At 68.8% G+C, this 18947-nt stretch carries 17 protein-coding genes; 10 read left to right on the forward strand and 7 right to left on the reverse strand.

Going from position 1 to position 18947, the window contains the following annotated elements; all coding sequences use genetic code 11:
- Window positions 1-6: 6 nt before the first annotated feature.
- Window positions 7-429: a hypothetical protein gene (locus tag AC1RLW_RS04100; RefSeq protein ID WP_223301316.1), complete on the forward strand. Its 423-nt coding sequence runs from the start codon at window positions 7-9 to the stop codon at window positions 427-429.
- Between the two features lie 45 nt (window positions 430-474).
- Window positions 475-1014 (forward strand): peptide deformylase, encoded by a 540-nt coding sequence (gene def / locus AC1RLW_RS04105; protein WP_070060694.1) that lies wholly within the window; start codon window positions 475-477, stop codon window positions 1012-1014.
- A 20-nt stretch (window positions 1015-1034) separates the two neighbouring features.
- Here the strand turns inward: def and AC1RLW_RS04110 are convergent, their stop codons facing one another.
- Window positions 1035-1424 (reverse strand): DoxX family protein, encoded by a 390-nt coding sequence (locus AC1RLW_RS04110; protein WP_062471245.1) that lies wholly within the window; start codon window positions 1422-1424, stop codon window positions 1035-1037.
- 173 nt (window positions 1425-1597) lie between these two features.
- Between AC1RLW_RS04110 and AC1RLW_RS04115 the strand changes: the two genes are divergently transcribed.
- Genes AC1RLW_RS04115 through AC1RLW_RS04125 form a run of 3 tightly spaced genes read left to right on the forward strand, consistent with a single transcriptional unit; the run spans window position 1598 to window position 4706 of the window.
- Window positions 1598-2656 carry an amino acid ABC transporter substrate-binding protein gene (locus AC1RLW_RS04115; RefSeq protein ID WP_493192278.1) on the forward strand — a complete coding sequence of 353 codons (1059 nt, stop codon included), beginning with the start codon at window positions 1598-1600 and terminating at the stop codon, window positions 2654-2656.
- Window positions 2653-3651 carry an amino acid ABC transporter permease gene (locus tag AC1RLW_RS04120; RefSeq protein WP_493192279.1) on the forward strand — a complete coding sequence of 333 codons (999 nt, stop codon included), beginning with the start codon at window positions 2653-2655 and terminating at the stop codon, window positions 3649-3651. The genes AC1RLW_RS04115 and AC1RLW_RS04120 overlap by 4 nt, the downstream gene beginning before the upstream one ends.
- Window positions 3648-4706 (forward strand): amino acid ABC transporter permease, encoded by a 1059-nt coding sequence (locus AC1RLW_RS04125; RefSeq protein WP_493192280.1) that lies wholly within the window; start codon window positions 3648-3650, stop codon window positions 4704-4706. Before AC1RLW_RS04120 ends, AC1RLW_RS04125 begins: the two co-directional genes overlap by 4 nt.
- Here the strand turns inward: AC1RLW_RS04125 and AC1RLW_RS04130 are convergent.
- From AC1RLW_RS04130 to AC1RLW_RS04140, 3 genes are all read right to left on the reverse strand, one after another.
- On the reverse strand, window positions 4661-5074 hold the full coding sequence (locus AC1RLW_RS04130) for a PPC domain-containing DNA-binding protein (RefSeq protein WP_493192281.1): 414 nt from the start codon (window positions 5072-5074) through the stop codon (window positions 4661-4663). The two genes, AC1RLW_RS04125 and AC1RLW_RS04130, sit on opposite strands and share 46 nt — an antisense overlap.
- Before the next feature lie 16 nt (window positions 5075-5090).
- A complete protein-coding gene (pgm, locus tag AC1RLW_RS04135; RefSeq protein ID WP_493192282.1) occupies window positions 5091-6746 on the reverse strand; it encodes a phosphoglucomutase (alpha-D-glucose-1,6-bisphosphate-dependent) in 1656 nt (551 codons plus the stop codon).
- A 124-nt stretch (window positions 6747-6870) separates the two neighbouring features.
- The gene (locus AC1RLW_RS04140) at window positions 6871-7113 is read right to left on the reverse strand and encodes a helix-turn-helix domain-containing protein (protein ID WP_062471259.1); all 243 of its coding nucleotides are present in this window, start codon (window positions 7111-7113) and stop codon (window positions 6871-6873) included.
- 198 nt (window positions 7114-7311) lie between these two features.
- Between AC1RLW_RS04140 and AC1RLW_RS04145 the strand changes: the two genes are divergently transcribed.
- The gene (locus AC1RLW_RS04145; protein WP_390343870.1) at window positions 7312-7944 is read left to right on the forward strand and encodes a LuxR C-terminal-related transcriptional regulator; all 633 of its coding nucleotides are present in this window, start codon (window positions 7312-7314) and stop codon (window positions 7942-7944) included.
- A gap of 53 nt (window positions 7945-7997) precedes the next feature.
- Window positions 7998-8342 (forward strand): hypothetical protein, encoded by a 345-nt coding sequence (locus AC1RLW_RS04150; RefSeq protein ID WP_056580768.1) that lies wholly within the window; start codon window positions 7998-8000, stop codon window positions 8340-8342.
- 24 nt (window positions 8343-8366) lie between these two features.
- On the opposite strand, the gene AC1RLW_RS04155 is transcribed toward AC1RLW_RS04150, so the two are convergent.
- Complete coding sequence (locus AC1RLW_RS04155; protein WP_493192283.1) at window positions 8367-10976, reverse strand: [protein-PII] uridylyltransferase; 2610 nt, start codon at window positions 10974-10976, stop codon at window positions 8367-8369.
- A gap of 22 nt (window positions 10977-10998) precedes the next feature.
- On the reverse strand, window positions 10999-11823 hold the full coding sequence (gene map, locus AC1RLW_RS04160) for a type I methionyl aminopeptidase (RefSeq protein WP_062471267.1): 825 nt from the start codon (window positions 11821-11823) through the stop codon (window positions 10999-11001).
- A gap of 157 nt (window positions 11824-11980) precedes the next feature.
- Here map and purL point away from each other — a divergent pair, with 157 nt between their 5' ends.
- Window positions 11981-15949: a phosphoribosylformylglycinamidine synthase gene (gene purL, locus AC1RLW_RS04165; RefSeq protein ID WP_493192284.1), complete on the forward strand. Its 3969-nt coding sequence runs from the start codon at window positions 11981-11983 to the stop codon at window positions 15947-15949.
- A 110-nt stretch (window positions 15950-16059) separates the two neighbouring features.
- Here the strand turns inward: purL and AC1RLW_RS04170 are convergent, their stop codons facing one another.
- Entirely contained in the window at window positions 16060-16743 is a 684-nt protein-coding gene (locus tag AC1RLW_RS04170; protein WP_095745340.1) for a GntR family transcriptional regulator, read from the reverse strand.
- A 123-nt stretch (window positions 16744-16866) separates the two neighbouring features.
- On the opposite strand from AC1RLW_RS04170, the gene AC1RLW_RS04175 reads away from it, so the two are divergent.
- Together AC1RLW_RS04175 and AC1RLW_RS04180 are read left to right on the forward strand one after the other, a co-directional pair.
- Window positions 16867-17553, forward strand: a complete 687-nt coding sequence (locus tag AC1RLW_RS04175; RefSeq protein ID WP_493192285.1) for a DUF2848 domain-containing protein — start codon at window positions 16867-16869, stop codon at window positions 17551-17553.
- Window positions 17554-17569: 16 nt separating this feature from the next.
- Window positions 17570-18928 carry an amidase gene (locus AC1RLW_RS04180; RefSeq protein ID WP_493192286.1) on the forward strand — a complete coding sequence of 453 codons (1359 nt, stop codon included), beginning with the start codon at window positions 17570-17572 and terminating at the stop codon, window positions 18926-18928.
- The last annotated feature ends 19 nt before the right edge of the window (window positions 18929-18947 follow it).

Genomic DNA, 18947 nt, shown 5'->3' on the forward strand with positions numbered 1-18947 from the left:
TCCCTCATGCAAAAAATTCGTGTTCTCGCTACCAGCCTCGCACTCGGCGGCATCGCGCTGCTGAGCGGCTGCGTAGCCGTCCCTGGCGATCCGTACTACTCCGGCGGCTATTCCGAACCGTACTACTCAGACCCGGGTCCCGTGGTGGTGCCGGCGCCGGTGTACATCCAGGGTGGCGGCTACTACGACAACCGTCGCCCGTACTACGACCGCCGTCCTTACTATGGCCGTCCCGGTTATCCCGCGGTGCGTCCCAGCTACCCAGCCGTGCGGCCGACCTATCCGGCCGGGCGTCCACCGGGTTGGCAACGTCCGCCGGCTGTCTCGCCTGCGCATCCGGGTGTGTCGCCCAACTACCCGAGCAATGCGATGCGCCCGCCGCCGGGTGTGCCGTGGCGTGACGCGCCGGCGCTGGCCGACAAGCCTTGAGCAAGCGCTCCAGCGAGGGCGCTGCGCGCTGGCCATAATCCCTCCATGGCCTTCCGCGAAATCCTGAAAATGGGCGACCCCCGGCTGCTGCGCACCGCGCAGCCGGTCGCCGCTTTCGACACCGACGAACTGCACCTGCTGGTGCGCGACATGTTCGAGACCATGCAGGCGGTCAATGGCGCCGGCCTTGCGGCGCCGCAGATCGGCGTCGACCTGCAACTGGTGATCTTCGGCACCGACACCGTCAATCCACGCTACCCCGACGCACCGCCAGTGCCACGCACCGTGCTGCTCAACCCCGTCATCACGCCGCTGGGCGATGAAGAGGAAGAGGGCTGGGAAGGCTGCCTGTCGGTGCCCGGCCTGCGCGGCGTGGTGCCGCGCTTCGCCCACATCCGCTACACCGGCTTCGACCTGTACGGCGACCCGATCGACCGCACCGCCGACGGCTTTCATGCGCGCGTGGTGCAGCACGAGGTCGATCACCTGTTCGGCAAGCTGTACCCGATGCGGGTGCGCGATTTCTCGCGCTTCGGCTACACCGAGGTCCTGTTCCCGGGCCTCGATGCGGCCGACGACGACTGATTCGCCAGTCGCCTCTTCGCTTACTTGTTGTTGAGCCCGAAGCGGCCGCCACCCGTGAGCGCGAGCGAGATCGCCGCGAACAGGAACATGCCCTGCAGTTCCAGCGCCCAGCCGCCTTGCCCGTTCAGCGCGCCGAGGTCCTTGCGGTGGGCCAGCCAGATCGCCACCACCATGTTGATGGCCACGACCAGCGCGGCGGGCCGCGTGAACAGGCCGACGATCAGCAGCACCGGCGCCAGGATCTCGCCCACGTAGACCAGGTAGGCCAGCACCGCGGGCACGCCGTGCGACGCGAGCATGCCGCCGATGCCGTCGACGCCCTTGCCGACCTTCGCAATGCCATGCAGCAGGATGAGGATGCCCAGCGCAACGCGCAGGATGAGCTTGCCGGTGTCGTCGGACTTGACCATGGTGTGATTCCTGTTCGGGAGTGATGAAAGGGCCGTATGGTAGTGAAACTGGCCGCGCCGCCAACCGATCGCCCGCGAGCGGATCGACATATGTATCCAACGCAGGGTTCTTTGTCGTCGGCCTGCATCGCCCCGTACACTGCCTTTTGCCTACTGTTGAGGAGTACACACCAATGACGAAGAAGACAACGACCACCCCAACCACCCGACTGCGCCCGGCACTGCTCGCCGCCGCTTCCGTTTTCGCGCTGGCCGCCGCGGCCCCGGCCTTCGCCGGCAAGACGCTCGACGCGGTCAAGCAGCGCGGCAGCGTCAAGTGCGGCGTGACCAACGGCGTGGCCGGTTTCTCGGCCCCCGACACGCAGGGCAACTGGTCGGGCCTGGACGTCGACACCTGCCGCGCCATCGCTGCGGCCGTGCTGGGCGATCCCAAGAAGGTCGACTTCGTGCCGCTGAACTCGCAGCAGCGCTTCTCGGCGCTGCAGGCCGGCGAGATCGACATCCTCGCGCGCAACACCACCTGGACGCTCACGCGCGACGCCTCGCTGGGCTTCAACTTCACCACCATCACCTACTACGACGGCCAGGGCTTCCTGGTGCCCAAGAAGCTCAAGGTGACGAGCGCCAAGCAGCTCAAGAACGCCACCATCTGCACGCAGTCGGGCACCACCAACGAGAAGAACGTGTCGGACTACTTCCGCGCGCAGAACATCCCGGTGAAGACCGTCGTGTTCGAGAGCTTCGAAGCCTCGTTCAAGGCCTTCTTCTCGGGCCGCTGCCAGGCCTTCACCACCGACGCCTCGGCGCTGGCCGGCCTGCGCAACAAGGAAGCGACCAACCCCGACGACTACCTCATCCTGCCCGAGCTGATCTCCAAGGAGCCGCTCGCGCCGCTGGTGCGCCGCGGCGACGACGAGTGGTTCGCCATTGCCAAGTGGGTGCCCAACGCGCTCATCGAGGCCGAGGAGTTCGGCGTCACGCAGGCCAATGCCGACCAGCTCAAGGCCGGCAGCAAGGACCCGGCCCAGCAGCGCCTGCTCGGCGCCGGTGAAGACCTCGGCAAGCTGCTGGGTCTCGACAAGGACTGGTCGTACCGCGCCATCAAGGCCGTGGGCAACTACGGCGAAATGTTCGAGCGCAACGTCGGTCCGAAGTCGGTGCTCAAGCTGCCGCGCGGCTCCAACAATCTGTGGAGCAAGGGCGGCCTGATCTACGCACCACCGGTTCGATGAGCCGCCAGGCCTCGCGCCGCGGCGCCTGGCTGGCCTGGCTCGTTCAGGCCCTCCTGGTGCTGGCCGTCGTGGCCGGTGCCTTCTGGGTGGTGAACCATGCGCTCGAGGTGCTGCGTGCACGCGGCGTGCGTTCGGGCTTCGACTTCCTCACCGAGCCTGCGGGCTTCTCGATCAGCGAAGGCTGGCTCGACTTCGATGCCAGCCAGCCGTCGTGGCGCGCGTTCCTCGCGGGCCTGATCAACACCGTGCGCGCGGCCGTGCCGGCGGCCATCTTCGCGGTGGTGCTCGGAACGCTGATCGGCATCGGCCGGCTCGCGCCGCACGTGCTGCTGCGCGGCATCTGCACCGCGTACGTGGAGCTGCTGCGCAACGTGCCGCTGCTGGTGCAGCTGCTGATGCTGGCCTTCGCGATGGCCAACCTGCTGCCTGATCCGACCGAGCCCGTGCACCTGCTGCCGGGCGTGTGGCTCAGCAAGGGCGGGCTCAGCGTGCCCTGGCCCGTGGCGGACGAGGGCGGCGGGTGGCCCACGCATTTCGAATGGCCCGAGCGCGGCGATTTCGGCGTGAGCGGCGGCGCCGCGCTGAGCCCGGAGTACGTGACCATCGTCGCCGGGCTGTCGCTGTACTCGGCGGCCTTCGTCGCCGAGATCGTGCGCGCCGGCATCCTCTCGGTGTCGCAGGGGCAGGTGCTGGCGGGGCAGGCGCTGGGGCTGTCGTCGGTGCAGCAGCTGCGCATCGTGATCCTGCCGCAGGCGCTGCGGGTGATCGTGCCCTCGCTCACCAACCAGCTGCTGAGCCTCACCAAGAACTCGTCGCTCGCCGTGGCCGTGGGCTATCCGGAGTTGGTGTCGGTGGCCAACACGACCATCGGCTCCAACGGCCGCGCCTTCGAGTGCATCGCGATCATCATGGCGGTGTACCTGCTGCTGTCGCTCGTGATCTCCTTCGGCATGAACCGCTACAACGCGCGCGTCGCGCTGCGAGGCTGGCGATGAGAAACGTCGCGCAAGGCCCCATCGCGTGGCGCAGCGAGCTGTGGGGGTCGCCGCTGCGCGCACTGGCCACGGTGCTGCTGCTGGGCCTGCTGGCCTGGGCCGGCTTCCACGCGTTCGAATGGGGCGTGGTGCACGCCGTGTTCCGCCCCGACGCCGAGGCCTGCCGCGCGGTGCAGCACGGCGCCTGCTGGGGCGTGGTGGCCGAGAAGTGGCGGCCGATGCTGTTCGGTCGCTTTCCGTATGAAGAGCAGTGGCGCCCAGCCGTCGCCGTCGTCGTGCTGTCCGCGGTAACCGTGCTCAGCGCGTGGCCGCGCAGCTGGCGCTGGTGGTTGGCGCCGCTGTGGCTCGTGGTGTTGCTGCTGTTCGTCGGACTGATGCACGGCGGCGTGGCCGGGCTCAGCACGGTGCCGACCAGTCGCTGGGGCGGCCTGCCGCTCACCATCGGGCTGGCGGTGGTCGGGCTGGCGCTGGCCTTTCCGTTGGCACTGCTGCTCGCGATGGGGCGGCGCTCCGAATGGCCCGTGGTGCGCACGCTGAGCGCGAGCTACATCGAGCTGGTGCGCGGCGTGCCGCTGATCTCGGTGCTGTTCATGGCCTCGTTCCTGCTGCCGCTGCTGTGGCCAGCGGGCTGGCAGCCCGACGTGCTGGTGCGCGTGCTCATGGGCCTCACGCTGTTCGTCGCGGCCTACCTGGCGGAGATCATCCGCGGCGGCCTGCAGGCCGTGCCGCGCGGGCAAACCGAAGTGGCGATGGCGCTGGGCTTCGGCCGCTGGCCGGTGCAGCGCGACATCGTGCTGCCGCAGGCGCTGCGCCTCGTGGTGCCCGCGTTGACCAACAGCGTGGTCGGCACGCTGAAGGACACCTCGCTGGTCACCGTGGTCGGCCTGTTCGAGCTGACCGGCGCGCTCGGGTTGGCGCTGGGCGGCGACCCGGTCTGGCGGCCGTTCTACCTCGAGGGCTACCTGTTCGTGGCGGCCGTCTACTGGCTGCTGTGCTTCGGGCTGTCGCGCTACAGCGTCTGGCTGGAGCGGCGCCTGGGCACCAGCTCGGTGTAGCCGGTCTGCGCATCGGGCTCGCGCGAGAAGCGCCACTCGGGCAGCACCGCGACGAGGATCTCGGCCGTGGTGCGCACCACGCAGCCCGGCGCGGCATGGCCGCCCGACACGTGGCCGGTGCCGTCCGACACGCTGAGATGCAGGTGCGAGCCATCGGGCGACAGCGTGCCGGCGAGCGTGAGGATTTCAAGGTCGCCTTCGATCCGCGTCGCCGTCTCTGCGCCCGCGAAACGGATGCTCGCGCCGCGCAGGCTGCCGATGCCCGAGACCACGAAGGCCGCGTCGCCGATGCCGGCTTGCTTCAGCACGGCGTCGAGCGCCGCGCGTAGGTCGTCGCCGGGTTGCAGCCGCAGCACCAGCGTGTCCATGCGCGTGCGCCTCGCGTCAGCTCGCCGACAGCGCCTTGTCGACCACCTGCTGCGCCTCGCCGAGGATGCGCGCGAGGTGGTCGTCGCCGAGGAAGCTCTCGCCGTAGATCTTGTAGATGTTCTCTGTGCCCGACGGCCGCGCGGCGAACCAGCCGTTCTCGGTGACGACCTTCACGCCGCCGATGGCCGCGCCGTTGCCCGGGGCGTGGCTCAGCACGTTCTCGATCTTCTCGCCCGCCAGCGTGGTCGAGGTGATCTGCTGCGGCGACAGGGCCGACAGGCGTTTTTTCTGCTCGGGCGTGGCGGGCGCGTCGACGCGGTCGGACACGGGGCGCCCCAGCGCCTGCGTCAGCACGGTGAAGCGCTCGCCGGGGTCGCGACCCGTGCGCGCGGCGATCTCGGCCGAGAGCAGGGCGGGCACGATGCCGTCCTTGTCGGTGGTCCATGCGCTGCCGTCGTGGCGCAGGAAGGTGGCGCCTGCGCTTTCCTCGCCGCCGAAGCCCAGCGAGCCGTCCACCAGGCCGTCGACGAACCACTTGAAGCCCACGGGCACCTCGTACAGCGGGCGGCCCAGCTGCGCAGCCACGCGGTCGATCATGCGGCTGCTGACCACGGTCTTGCCGACGGCGGCCTGCGCCGGCCAGTGCGGGCGGTGCGTGAAGAGGTAGTCGACCATCACCGCGAGGTAGTTGTTCGGCTGCATCAGGCCCGCGCTGCGCGTGACCACGCCGTGGCGGTCGTGGTCGGTGTCGCAGGCGAAGGCGATGCCGAAGCGGTCTTTCAGCGCGACCAGCCCGTGCATCGCGTCGGGCGACGACGGGTCCATGCGGATGCGGCCGTCCCAGTCGAGCGACATGAAGCGGAAGGTCGGGTCGACCGCCTGGCTCAGCACGTTCAGGCGCTGGAGCTTGTAGCGCGCGGCAATGGCGGGCCAGTAGTGCACGCCGGCACCGCCCAGCGGATCGACGCCCAGGTCGATGGTGCCGCCGCGGATCGCGTCCATGTCGAGCACCTGGGCCAGGTCTTCGACGTAGGTGTTCAGGTAATCGTGGCGGTGCGTGGTGGACGCCTTCAGCGCCTGCGCCAGCGGCATGCGCTTCACGCCTTCGAGCTTGTTCGCCAGCATCTTGTTGGCGGCGGCTTCGACGGCGGAGGTGATGTCGGTGCCCGCGGGGCCACCGTTCGGCGGGTTGTACTTGAAGCCGCCGCTTTCGGGCGGGTTGTGCGAGGGCGTGATCACGATGCCGTCGGCCAGGCCACTGGTGCGTCCGCGGTTGTAGACCAGGATGGCGTGGGACACGGCCGGCGTGGGCGTGTACTCGTCGTCCTTCGACAGCATCAGCTCGACGCCGTTGGCCGCCAGCACCTCGACCGCGCTGGCGAAGGCGGGTGTGGACAGCGCGTGCGTGTCGATGCCCAGGAACAGCGGGCCGTCGATGCCTTGCTGCTTGCGGTAGTCGCAGATGGCCTGGCTGATGGCCAGCACATGCCATTCGTTGAAGGCGTCGTCGAACGAAGAGCCGCGATGGCCCGAGGTGCCGAAGGCCACGCGCTGGCTGGGCACGGCCGGATCGGGGCGGCCGGTGTAGTAGGCCGAGACGAGGCGGGGCACGTCCACCAGCAGATCAGACGGGGCCGGCTGGCCCGCGAGGGGATGGGAAGAGGTGCTCATGTCGAAAGCGGGTGATGAAAGAGAAGCGCACCGGCGGTGCCGTGCGCGGCCTTTCAGCATACGCCATGGGCGCGGCCGGCTTGCCGCTTGCGCGCCTCTTCGCAGAGGTCCGCTTACAACCCTTTCAATGTGAGCGCCGCGTGCGGACCCGCTCCGGGCCGTCGCCCGTGGCCAGCCACCGGGCCGGCACCTCGAAGTACGCGGCGATCGCATGCAGGTGCAGGGTGCCTGCGCAGCTGTGGCGGTCGGTGAGCCAGCGGATCACGGTGGGGGCGCTGACGCCGCACTGTCGGGCGAGTTCGGATTTCCATTGGGGCTGCGATCCGGCGACAAGCGAGATCAGGCGGTCTTGAAAACTGGCGTTCATGGTCGGCCCCCTTTGGCGACAACAGCGGTCGGCTCTGAATTTCCTCGAAACGCGCCAGGCACCCAACCCCTCCTTCGCAGGGGCTGGTAGTTTTTTGCATGGAGGGTGATCTAGTTCCGACGCGCGGCGGCTGCACCCGTGTGCGCCAGCGTCAGAATGAGGGTGCATATCGGCCAGAAAGGCCGAAGGGGGTGTGCCATGAAAGTGATGACGCTGGACGACCACGCGTTGTTTCGCGCGGGCCTGCGCATGCTGCTGGAGAGCATGGAGCGCAGCGCCGAAATCTTCGAAGCCGCCACGGTCGACGAGGCCTGCGCCCTGGCGCTGCGCCATCCCGACCTGGCGATCTGCCTGCTCGATCTCGAACTGCGCGGCGAGTACGGTCTGGATGCGCTGGTGCGCCTGAAGGCGGCGGCGCCCGACATCGCGGCGGTGGTGGTGTCGGCCTCGACCGATGTCGACATCATCCGTGGCTGTCTGGAGGCGGGCGCCATGAGCTTCGTGCCCAAGAGCATGCCGGCCGACTTCCTGAAGCGGGCCTTCGAGACCGTGCTGGCGGGGGAGGTCTACCTGCCGCAGGAAATCCTGCACCTGGGACCGAAGAGCACCGCCAGGCCGACGCTCAGTCCGCGCCAGGCCGACACGCTGCACGGCCTGGCGCGCGGGTTGCCGACCAAGTCGATCGCGCGCGAGCTCGGCCTCTCCGAGCACACGGTGAAGGAGTACATCGGCACCTTGTTCCAGGCACTGGGTGTGCACAATCGCACCGAGGCCGTGATCACGGGCATCCGCCTGGGGCTGTTGTCGCCGCTGCAGCGCAAGGGGTCATGAGCGGGCCACCGCGGGCGGCTAAGCTTCAGGCTGGTTTCAAGGAGCAAGACAAGATGCGCATGACGTTTGGCCGGCACGGGTTTCTTCTGACGGCTGCGGCCCTGGCTGCGGTGCTCGCGGGCTGCGAGGCCCCGCCCAAGGATCGGCCGCTCACCTCCGAAGTGCCGGCGCCGCCGAGCTTCGCGCCCCCGCCCGAAAGTTGCCAGGCCCCGGAAGTGCGCTTTGCGTTGGGCATGCAGGCGACGCGTCCGTTGCTCGAAGAGATGCGCCAGCGCGCCGGCGCGAAAACCGCCCGCACCGTGCCGGCCACAGCACCGGCCGACCCGGCCCAGGACGCGACGCGCCTCAACGCGCAGGTCGATCCCACGGGTCGCATCCTCGGCGCGTACTGCGGCTGAGCCGCACACGCCCGTTCAGCGGCCTCACTGGGAGGCCAGCGCCTCCATCAGGTCGGTCTCGATGGCCAGCTGCGTCTTCTGTCCCTGAAGCTCCGGCCCGCTGATCAGGAAGGTGTCTTCCACCCGTTCGCCCAGGGTCGTCACCTTCGCCAGCTGCAGGTTCAGGTGATGCCGCGCGAGCACGCGCGCCACCGAATACAACAGGCCCGCGCGGTCGCTGGCCGAGATGCTGAGCAGCCAGCGCTGCGCCTTGTCGTCGGGCACGAGGCTGATGCGTGGCTTGATCGGAAAACTGCGCACCCGGCGTGACACGCGCCCCATGCTCGGCGCGGGCAGGGCGCCGGCCTCGGTGAGCGTTTGCGCGAGGCCCGTTTCGACCATGCTGATGAGGTCGCGGTAGTGGTCGGGCTGGAAGGTCGTCACGACCTGGAAGGTGTCGAGCGCGTAGCCGTTGCTCGTGGTGTGGACCTTGGCGTCCAGAATGCTGAACGAGGCTTGGTCGAAATAGCCGCAGATACGCGCGAAGAGGTCGGACTGGTCGGGCGTGTAGACCACGACCTGCAGCCCTTCGCCCACCGGCGACAGGTGCGCGCGCACGATGGGCAGCGCCTTCGGGTCGATGGGCACGTTCTTCGGCGGCACGAAGCGCGAGAGCTGCTTGGCGTGCCAGGCGATCTCGGTGGCGTCGTGGCGCATGAAGTAGCCGACGTCGAGCGTGTCCCACAGCGCCTTGTGCGCCTCGAAACGCTGGGCGTGCAGGGCCAGCAGCACCAGCGCCTCGCGCTTGCGGGCCTCGACCTCGGCGTCCGGGTCGGGCATGCGTCCGCCCAGGGCGCGCAGGGTGAAGCGATACAGGTCTTCGAGCAGCTTGCCCTTCCAGGCGTTCCACACGCGCGGCGAGGTGCCGCGAATGTCGGCCACCGTCAGCAGGTACAGCGCTGTGAGGTAGCGCTCGTTGCCCACGCGCTTGGCAAAAGCGCCGATGACCTCGGGGTCGCCCAGGTCCTGCTTCTGCGCGACCTGGCTCATCACCAGGTGCTCGGCCACGAGGAATTCGATGAGCTTGGCGTCTTCGCGCGCAATGCCGTGCTGCTTGCAGAAGCGCTGCACGTCGCGCGCGCCGAGCGTGGAGTGGTCGCCGCCGCGGCCCTTGGCGATGTCGTGGAAGAGGGCGGCGACGTAGAGAATCCAGGGTTTGTCCCAGCCGGCCGCGAGCTGCGAGCAGCCCGGGTATTCGTGCGCATGCTCGGCGATGAAGAAGCGGCGCACGTTGCGCAGCACCATCAGGATGTGCTGGTCGACCGTGTACACGTGGAACAGGTCGTGCTGCATCTGCCCCACGATGCTGCGGAACACGCGCAGGTAGCGCCCCAGCACCGAGGTCTGGTTCATGAGCCGGAAGGCATGCGTGATGCCGTAGGGCTGTTGCAGGATCCGCATGAAGGTCACGTGGTTGACCGGGTCGTTGCGGAACTTGCTGTCCATGACGTGGCGCGCGTTGTACAGCGCGCGCAGCGTGCGCGCCGACAGGCCCTTCACGCCGATGGTCTTCTGGTACAGCAGGAAGGTCTCGAGCACCGCGTGGGGCTCGCGCTCGTACAGGTCGTCGCTGGCGATCTCGATCAGGCCGGCGCGTTCGTAGAAACGCTCGTTGATCGTCGTGGGCTGCTCGTCGATGGGCTGCAGCCGCTCGGAAATATTGAGCAGCAGGATCTGGTTGAGCTGCGACACCGCCTTGGCCGCCCAGTAGTAGCGGCGCATCAGCGCCTCGCTCGACTTGCGCTGCGACTCGCTCTCATAGCCGAAGCTCGCGGCCACGGCGGTCTGCAGGTCGAACACCAGCCGGTCTTCGCGCCGGTTGGCGATCACGTGCAGGCGGGCGCGAATGAGCGAGAGCAGGGCTTCGTTGCGCTTGATCTGCTGTGCCTCGAAGGGCGTGGCCAGGCCGTTCTTGGCCAGGTCGTCCCAGCGGCTGCCGAAGCCGGCGGCCTTGCTCATCCACAGGATGGTCTGCAGGTCGCGCAGGCCGCCGGGCGATTCCTTGCAGTTGGGTTCGAGCGCGTAGGGCGTGTTGTCGAACTTCTGGTGGCGGTGCCGCATTTCCTGCGACTTGGCCACGAAGAAGGCCTGCGGGTCGATGGCCTGGGTGAAGCGGCGGCGAAAGGCCGCGAAGAGCCTCTTGTCGCCCGTGATCAGGCGCGATTCGAGCAGCGAGGTCTGGACCGTGATGTCCTTGGCGGCCTCGTCCAGGCACTCCTCGAGCGTGCGCACGCTGGAGCCGATCTCGAGGCCGGCGTCCCAGCACTGGCCGATGAAGGCCTCGATGCGGGCCGGCTCGACGCCGCTGTCCTGGCCCTCGGGCGGCAGCAGCAGCAGCACGTCGACGTCGGAGTACGGAAACAGCTCGCCGCGCCCGTAGCCGCCCACCGCGGCCAGCGCGAAGGCGTCGCCGAAGCCGGCTTCGTTCCACAGCGCGGTCAGCGTCTGGTCGGCCAGCGCCGAGAGCTGGCGCAGCACCGTGTGGACGCTGCGGGTGGGCGCGCGGGCGAAGCGCAGGGTGTCGAAAAGGGCGAGCTTTTTCGCGCGATAGGCTTCGCGCAGCGTCGCCACGTCGATCTTGGCTGCTTCGATCACGGCGGGGGCGCGCTTCGGCGCGTCAGGTTTTGGTGGAGGTGACGAAGGCCGGCAGCGGCGGGCTGCCTTCGGAGAGCGTCAGCACCTCGTAGCCGGTCTCGGTGACGAGCACCGTGTGCTCCCACTGGGCCGACAGCGAATGGTCGCGCGTGACGATGGTCCAGCCGTCGTACTGGCCGCCCTTGAAGTCTTCCTTCACGTCGCGCTTGCCGGCGTTGATCATCGGCTCGATGGTGAAGATCATGCCGGGCTTGAGCTCCTCCATGGTGCCCGGGCGGCCGTAGTGCAGCACCTGGGGTTCTTCGTGGAAGCGCTGGCCCACGCCGTGACCGCAGAACTCGCGCACGATCGAGAAGCCCTGGCCCTCGGCGAATTTCTGGATCGCATGGCCCACATCGCCCAGGTGGGCACCGGGGCGCACCTGCAGGATGCCGTGCCACATGGCTTCGAAGGTGACGTTGCACAGGCGCTTGGCGGCAATGGAGGCGTCGCCGATCACGAACATGCGGCTGTTGTCGCCGAACCAGCCGTCCTTGATGACGGTCACGTCGACGTTCATGATGTCGCCCTTCTTCAGGGGCTTGTCATTGGGGATGCCGTGGCACACCACGTGGTTCACCGAGGTGCACAGCGACTTCGGGAACGGCACGCTGCTGGCGCCCATGTAGCCCACCGTGGCCGAGGTGGTGCCCTGCTTGACCATGTACTCGGCGGCCAGGCGGTCCACGTCGTTGGTCGTGATGCCAGGCTTGATGAAGGGCGTGAGGTAGTCCAGCACCTCGGACCCGAGGCGGCAGGCGACCCGCATGGCTTCGATGCCTGCGGCGTCTTTGTAGGTAATGCTCATGCCCCGAATTATCCCATTCGGCAAGCTAAAATTCCGGGTTAACGCGGATGACCCCAGTCAGCGGCCTCCGCCCAGATTCCTTGATTCCCAACGCGGCCCCCGAGGCCCTCCATCGACCGTGACGCAGCCCGCACCTCAAGCCCTTCCTGTCGTAACCATGTTCGAGGGCGGCAGCGCACTCAGCGACTTCCGTGCGCGGCAACTGCTGCCGAAGCTGCAGGCCATCGAGCCGCGCATCGAAGGCATTTCGGCCCGTTTCGTGCATCTGGTGGTCACCGATGCGTCGCTGGGCGACGCCGACCGCGAGCGCTTTGCCGCGCTGCTGACCTACGGCGAGCCCTTCGAGGCCCCGGCAGCCAAGGCGAGTGCCTCGGTGGTCGTCACGCCCCGCCTGGGCACCGTGTCGCCCTGGGCCTCCAAGGCAACCGACATCGCCCACAACTGCGGCCTGGCACTGCGCCGCGTGGAGCGCGTCACCCAGTACCACCTGAAGCTGAAGGCGCCGCTGATCGGCAAGGCCCCCGTGCTCGAGGGCGACGCCCTGGCCGCCGTGGCCGGCCCGCTGCATGACCGCATGACCGAATCGGTGCTCGCCGCGGTCGAGCAGGCGGCCAGCCTGTTCAGCGAACTGCCGGCCCAGCCGATGGCGCAGGTCGACGTGCAAACGGGCGGGCGCGACGCCCTGGTGGCGGCCAATACCGGCTTCGGCCTGGCGCTGGCGGAAGACGAAATCGACTACCTCGTCGAAGCCTTCACCCGCCTGGGCCGCAACCCCAGCGACGTCGAACTGATGATGTTCGCGCAGGCCAACAGCGAGCACTGCCGCCACAAGATCTTCAACGCCAACTTCACCATCGACGGCGTGGCCCAGCCGCAGAGCCTGTTCTCGATGATCCGCCACACCGAGAAGCAGAACCCGCAACACACGGTGATCGCCTATGCGGACAACGCCTCGGTGATGGAAGGCGCGACCATCGAGCGCTTCATTCCGGCGAACGGCTCGCAGAGCTATCAAAAAGATAGCGCCCTGAGCCATGTGCTGATGAAGGTCGAGACGCACAACCACCCGACGGCCATTTCCCCGTTCCCGGGCGCCTCGACCGGCGCGGGCGGCGAGATCCGCGACGAAGGCGCCACCGGCCGCGGCTCCAAGCCCAAGGCGGGCCTGACCGGCTTCACGGTCTCCAAGCTCTGGCCGGAAGAGGGCCACTACGGCAAGCCCGAGCACATCGCCAGTCCGCTGCAGATCATGACCGAGGGCCCGCTGGGCGGCGCCGCGTTCAACAACGAATTCGGCCGTCCCAACCTGCTGGGTTACTTCCGCGAATACGAGCAGGCGGTGACGAGCGACCTCGACACCGTGCAGCGCGGCTACCACAAGCCCATCATGATCGCGGGCGGCTTGGGCAGCATCGACGCCACGCAGACCAAGAAGATCCTGTTCCCGGCCGGCTCGCTGCTGATCCAGCTCGGCGGCCCCGGCATGCGCATCGGCATGGGCGGCAGCGCCGCCAGCTCGATGGCGACCGGCGCCAACGCGGCCGAGCTCGACTTCGACTCGGTGCAGCGCGGCAACCCCGAAATCGAACGCCGTGCGCAAGAGGTCATCAACCACTGCTGGCAGCAGGGCGCGGCCAACCCGATCCTGGCGATCCACGATGTGGGCGCGGGCGGCCTGAGCAATGCCTTCCCCGAGCTGACCAACGATGCTGGCCGCGGCGCACGCTTCGACCTGCGTGCGGTGCCGCTCGAAGAGTCGGGCATGGCGCCCAAGGAAATCTGGTGCAACGAGAGCCAGGAGCGCTACGTGCTGGCCATCGCGCCGGAATCGCTCGAACAGTTCAAGGCCTTCTGCGAGCGCGAGCGCTGCCCGTTCTCGGTGGTCGGCGTGGCGACCGAAGAGCGCCAGCTGCTGGTGGCCGACGAAGGCGCTGCGGTGCAGCCGGTCGACATGCCCATGGACGTGCTGCTGGGCAAGCCGCCCAAGATGCACCGCGACGTGAAGACCGTCGCCCGCAGCTTCAAGCCGCTCGACCTCACGGGTGTCGACCTGCAGAAGGCCGCCATCGACGTGCTCGCGCACCCGACCGTGGCTTCGAAGCGCTTCCTCATCACCATCGGCGACCGCAGCGTGGGCGGCCTGACGCATCGCGACCAGATGGTCGGCCCGTGGCAGGTGCCCGTGGCCGATTGCGCCGTGACGCTGGCTGATTACAAGGGCTTCGCGGGCGAAGCCATGAGCATGGGCGAGCGCACGCCGCTGGCCGCGCTCGACGCGCCGGCCTCGGGCCGCATGGCCGTGGCCGAGGCGATCACCAACCTGCTGGCCGCACCGATCGAGCTGTCGCGCGTCAAGCTGTCCGCCAACTGGATGGCGGCCTGCGGCGAGCCCGGCGAAGACGCCGCGCTGTACGGGACCGTCAAGGCCGTGGGCCTGGAACTGTGCCCGGCGCTGGGTGTGTCGATTCCGGTCGGCAAGGATTCCCTGTCGATGCGCACGCAGTGGAAGGACAACGGCGAAGCCAAGAAGGTCACGTCGCCGGTCAGCCTGATCGTCACCGCCTTCGCCTCGCTGGCCGACGTGCGCGGCACGCTCACGCCGCAGCTCGACGCCACCGAAGACGACACCACGCTCGTGCTGATCGACCTTGGCCGTGGCCAGCACCGCATGGCCGGCAGCATCCTGTCGCAGACGCTCGGCCAGAGCGGCGACACCGTGCCCGACCTCGACGACCCGGCGCAGCTGGTGGCGCTGGTCAACGCCGTGAACGCGCTGCGCGCCGACGGCAAGATCCTCGCGATGCACGACCGCAGCGACGGCGGCCTGTTCGCCACTGCCTGCGAAATGGCCTTTGCCGGCCACGTCGGCGTGGCGCTCAATGTCGACATGCTCGTCACCGAAGGCGACGGCATTTCCGACAGCCGCATGGAAACCGGCGACGCCAAGAACTGGGCGCAGCAGGTCAGCGCGCGCCGCGAAGAACTCACGCTCAAGGCGCTGTTCAACGAAGAGCTGGGCATGGTGCTGCAGGTGCGCACCGCCGAGCGCAACGACGTCATGCAGGTGCTGCGCGCCCACGGCCTGAGCACGCACAGCCACTTCGTCGGCAAGACGCGCCCGGCCAGCTCGGCCATGGACGCCGGCAAGGGCAAGCTCGAAGTCTGGCGCGATGCCAAGTCGGTGTTCAGCGCCTCGCTGCACGACCTGCACCAGGTGTGGGATTCGGTCAGCTGGAAGATCGCCCGCGAGCGCGACAACCCGGCCTGCGCCGATGCCGAGCACGCCGCGGCCGGCGTGCCGAACGACCCGGGCATGCACGTGTTCCTGCCGAACACGCTGGTGGCACCGGCCATCCTGCAGTCGCGCCCCAAGGTCGCGATCCTGCGCGAGCAGGGCGTCAACTCGCACGTCGAGATGGCCTATGCCTTCACCGAAGCCGGCTTCGAGGCCTTCGACGTCCACATGACCGACCTGCAGACGGGCAGGGCGGACCTGGCCGCGTTCAAGGGCGTGGTCGCCTGCGGCGGCTTCAGCTACGGCGACACGCTGGGTGCCGGCATCGGCTGGGCGCGCAGCATCACCTTCAACCCGGAGCTGGCCGAGCAGTTCAAGACCTTCTTCGGCCGCGCCGACACCTTCGGCCTGGGCGTGTGCAACGGCTGCCAGATGTTCGCCGAGCTGGCCGACATCATCCCCGGCGCCGAAGCCTGGCCGCGCTTCACCACCAACCAGAGCGAGCGTTTCGAGGCGCGCCTGTCGATGGTCGAGGTGCTCGAGTCGCCCAGCATCTTCTTCGCGGGCATGGCCGGCAGCCGCCTGCCGATCGCGGTGGCGCACGGCGAGGGCTATGCCAACTTCAAGCACCGCGGCGACGCCGCCAAGGCCATCGGCGCGATGCGCTTCGTGGACAACCACGGCCAGCCGACCGAGCAGTACCCGTTCAACCCGAACGGCAGCGCAGGCGGCCTGACCTCGGTCACCACGCCGGACGGTCGCTTCACCGCCGTGATGCCGCACCCGGAGCGCGTGTTCCGCAACATCCAGATGAGCTGGACCTCGGGCGACAAGAGCGACCTGAGCCCGTGGATGCAGATCTGGCGCAACGCGCGCAAGTGGGTGGGTTGATCGGGCGACGTCGGGCCGCGCAGGCGACCTGACGACGGCCAACGAAAAATGCCCTCCAGGCTTGGGTCTGGAGGGCATTTTTCATGGGGGCGCGCCTGAGGCGCCAGCAATCAACGCTGGCTGTTCAGCATCGACGCCTTGAACGACAGCACATGCGTCTTCGCCGCTTCGGCCGCCGCGTCGGCATCGTGCCGCTGCAGCGTGGCGACGATGGTGCGGTGCTCTTCGATCACCTCGGCCAGATGTCCCTCGGCGGCCAGTGAGATCGCCCAGAAGCGCTGCGAGCGTGCATGCAGCACGCTCAGGATGTCCTGCAGCATCGCGTTGCGCGCCGCCGCAGCGATCTTTTCGTGAAAGAGGCGGTCGAGGTTCATGACCGACATCGCATCGCGCCGCTGCGCCGCGGCTTCGAACTGCTCGGCGATGGCCTGCAGCTCGGCCAGCTCGGCCTCGGTGATGGCCGCCGCGGCCAGGCGCATGCACAGCACCTCGTTCACCAGTCGGACCTCGATGAGCTCCAGCGCGTCGTTGATCGACAGCGGCGAAGCCATCGCGCCCTTGCGCGGAATGATGCGGACCAGGCCCTCGGCCGACAGGCGGTGCAGCGCCTGGTTTACCGGCGTGCGGCCCACGCCCAGCCGCTCCATGACCTGGGCGGTGTTGAGGTACTCCCCGGGCTTGTAGGCCAGGGTCACCAGGGCTTCCTTCAGGCGCAGGTAGGCGGTTTCGTTGAGGGAGATGGCTGCTTCGGGCCGCCGGACGGGGGCTTTGCGGGCGGGCGTGGCTGCGTTCATCGGGGCGGGAGGGTCATGGTGGAGTTCCCCGATGGTACCTGCGGGAAATCCCTTTGAAGTTTTTGTGGACTCACTGTAATATCGTTGTGAAATTTCACTGAAACTTCAATAGAGCTGCCACCCATGAAACTGTCTTTTGAACTTCCCGAGGGAAGTGCCCCGTCCACGCTGGACTTCGAGGCCCGGGACCTCGTGATCGCCGGCTGGACCGGGCGCGACACCGCCGCCATCGAGCACCACATCGAGGAACTCGCCGAGCTCGGCGTGCCCGCGCCCAGCACCGTGCCGCTGTTCTACCGGGTGGCCACCCAGCAGCTGAGCCAGGCCGAGGTCGTGCAGGTGGTGGGGGCCGACACCTCGGGCGAGGTCGAGCCGCTGCTGTTCCTGCACGGGGGCGAGTTCTTCGTCTCGATCGGCTCGGACCACACCGACCGCGCGCTGGAAGCGCACAGCGTGGCGCTGTCCAAGCAGATCTGCGTCAAGCCCGTGGCGCGCAGCGCCTGGCGGCTGGCCGACGTGCAGGACCGCTGGGACACGCTGGTGCTGCGTTCGTGGATCGAGGAGGGCGGTGAATGGCGCCTGTACCAGGAAGGCACGCTGGCCGCGCTGCGCCCGCCGGCCGATCTGCTGGCGCGCTGCGCCGCGGCCGACGGTGAGCCGGCCGAGGGCTTTGCGATGACCTGCGGCACGGTCGGCGCCATCGGCGGCATCCGCCCGGCGGCGCGTTTTCGCATGGAGCTGGTGGACGAACACACGGGCCGCCGCATCGCGCACGAGTACCGCGCGGTCTCGCTGCCGATCGTCGCCTGACGCACGAGGACCGCACATGCCCGCCGCGATCTCCCTCGAAGCCGCCCGCGCCGACCTGGCTGCGGGCCGCACCACCTCCGCCGCGCTGACCGCATCGGCGCTGCAACGCATCGCCGATCCTTCCGGCGAAGGCGCACGCACCTTCACGCGCGTGCTGGCAGACCGCGCCCAGCACCTGGCGCGCGCCTCCGACAGCCTGCGCGAAGCCGGCGTCGTGCGTTCGCCGCTCGATGGCCTGCCGGTCTCGGTCAAGGACCTGTTCGACGTGGCCGGCGAAACGACGACCGCCGGCTCCGTCGTGCTGCGCGATGCGCCACCCGCCGCGCACGACGCCGAGGCCGTGCAGCGCCTGCTGTCGGCGGGTGCGGTGCTGGTCGGCAAGACCAACATGACCGAGTTCGCGTACTCCGGCCTCGGCCTCAACCCGCACTACGGGACGCCGGCCAATCCGTGGCAGCGCGGCGAGCGGCGCATTCCCGGCGGTTCATCCTCGGGCGCGGCCGTGGCGGTGGCCGACGGCATGTGCGTCGCGAGCGTCGGCAGCGACACGGGCGGCTCGGCGCGCATTCCGGCCGCGCTGTGCGGCATCACCGGCTTCAAGCCGACAGCGCGCCGCATGCCCGGCACCGGGCTCGTGCCGCTCTCGCACAGCCTCGACGCGGTCGGCGTGATGGCGCTCGACGTGGCCGGCTGCGTGGCTATGGATGCGGTGCTCTCCGGCGTGTCCGAGGCGCCCCGTGCGCTGCGCCTGCGCCAGGCGCGCTTCGCGGTGCCGACCACGCTGGTGCAGGACGGCATGGACGCGCACGTCGCCGCCACGTTCCAACGTGCGCTGCAACGCCTCTCGGCCGCCGGCGCGGAACTGGTCGAATTGGCGGTGCCCGAGTTCGACGAACTCGCGGCCATCAACGCCGCAGGCGGCTTCAGCGCCGCCGAGTCGTGGGCGTGGCATGCCGAACTGATCGAACGCAGCGGCAGCAACTACGACCCGCGCGTGATCAGCCGCATCCTGCGCGGCAAGGATTTCACGGCGCGGGCCTACCTCACGCTGCAGGCGCAGCGGGCCGACTGGCAGCGCCGCGCGGCCGCGCGCCTGGGCGAATTCGACGGCTGGCTCATGCCGACCGTGCCGCTGGTGGCGCCGCGCATCGACGCCCTCGAAGCCGACGAGACGCAGTACGTCGCCGTCAACGCCGCGATGCTGCGCAACCCCTCCATCGTCAACTTCATGGACGGCTGCGCCATCTCATTGCCCTGCCATGCGGGCGGCGAAGCGCCCGTGGGCCTGAGCCTTGCTGGCCTGGCGATGCGCGACGCCGCGCTGCTCGCGTGGGCCGCCGACATCGAACGCACCCTGCGCGCCACAGCCGATTGACCCGTCTGCCCACCCTCAA

It is taken from the genome of Variovorax sp. GW822-FHT04A09 (genome assembly GCF_058801005.1).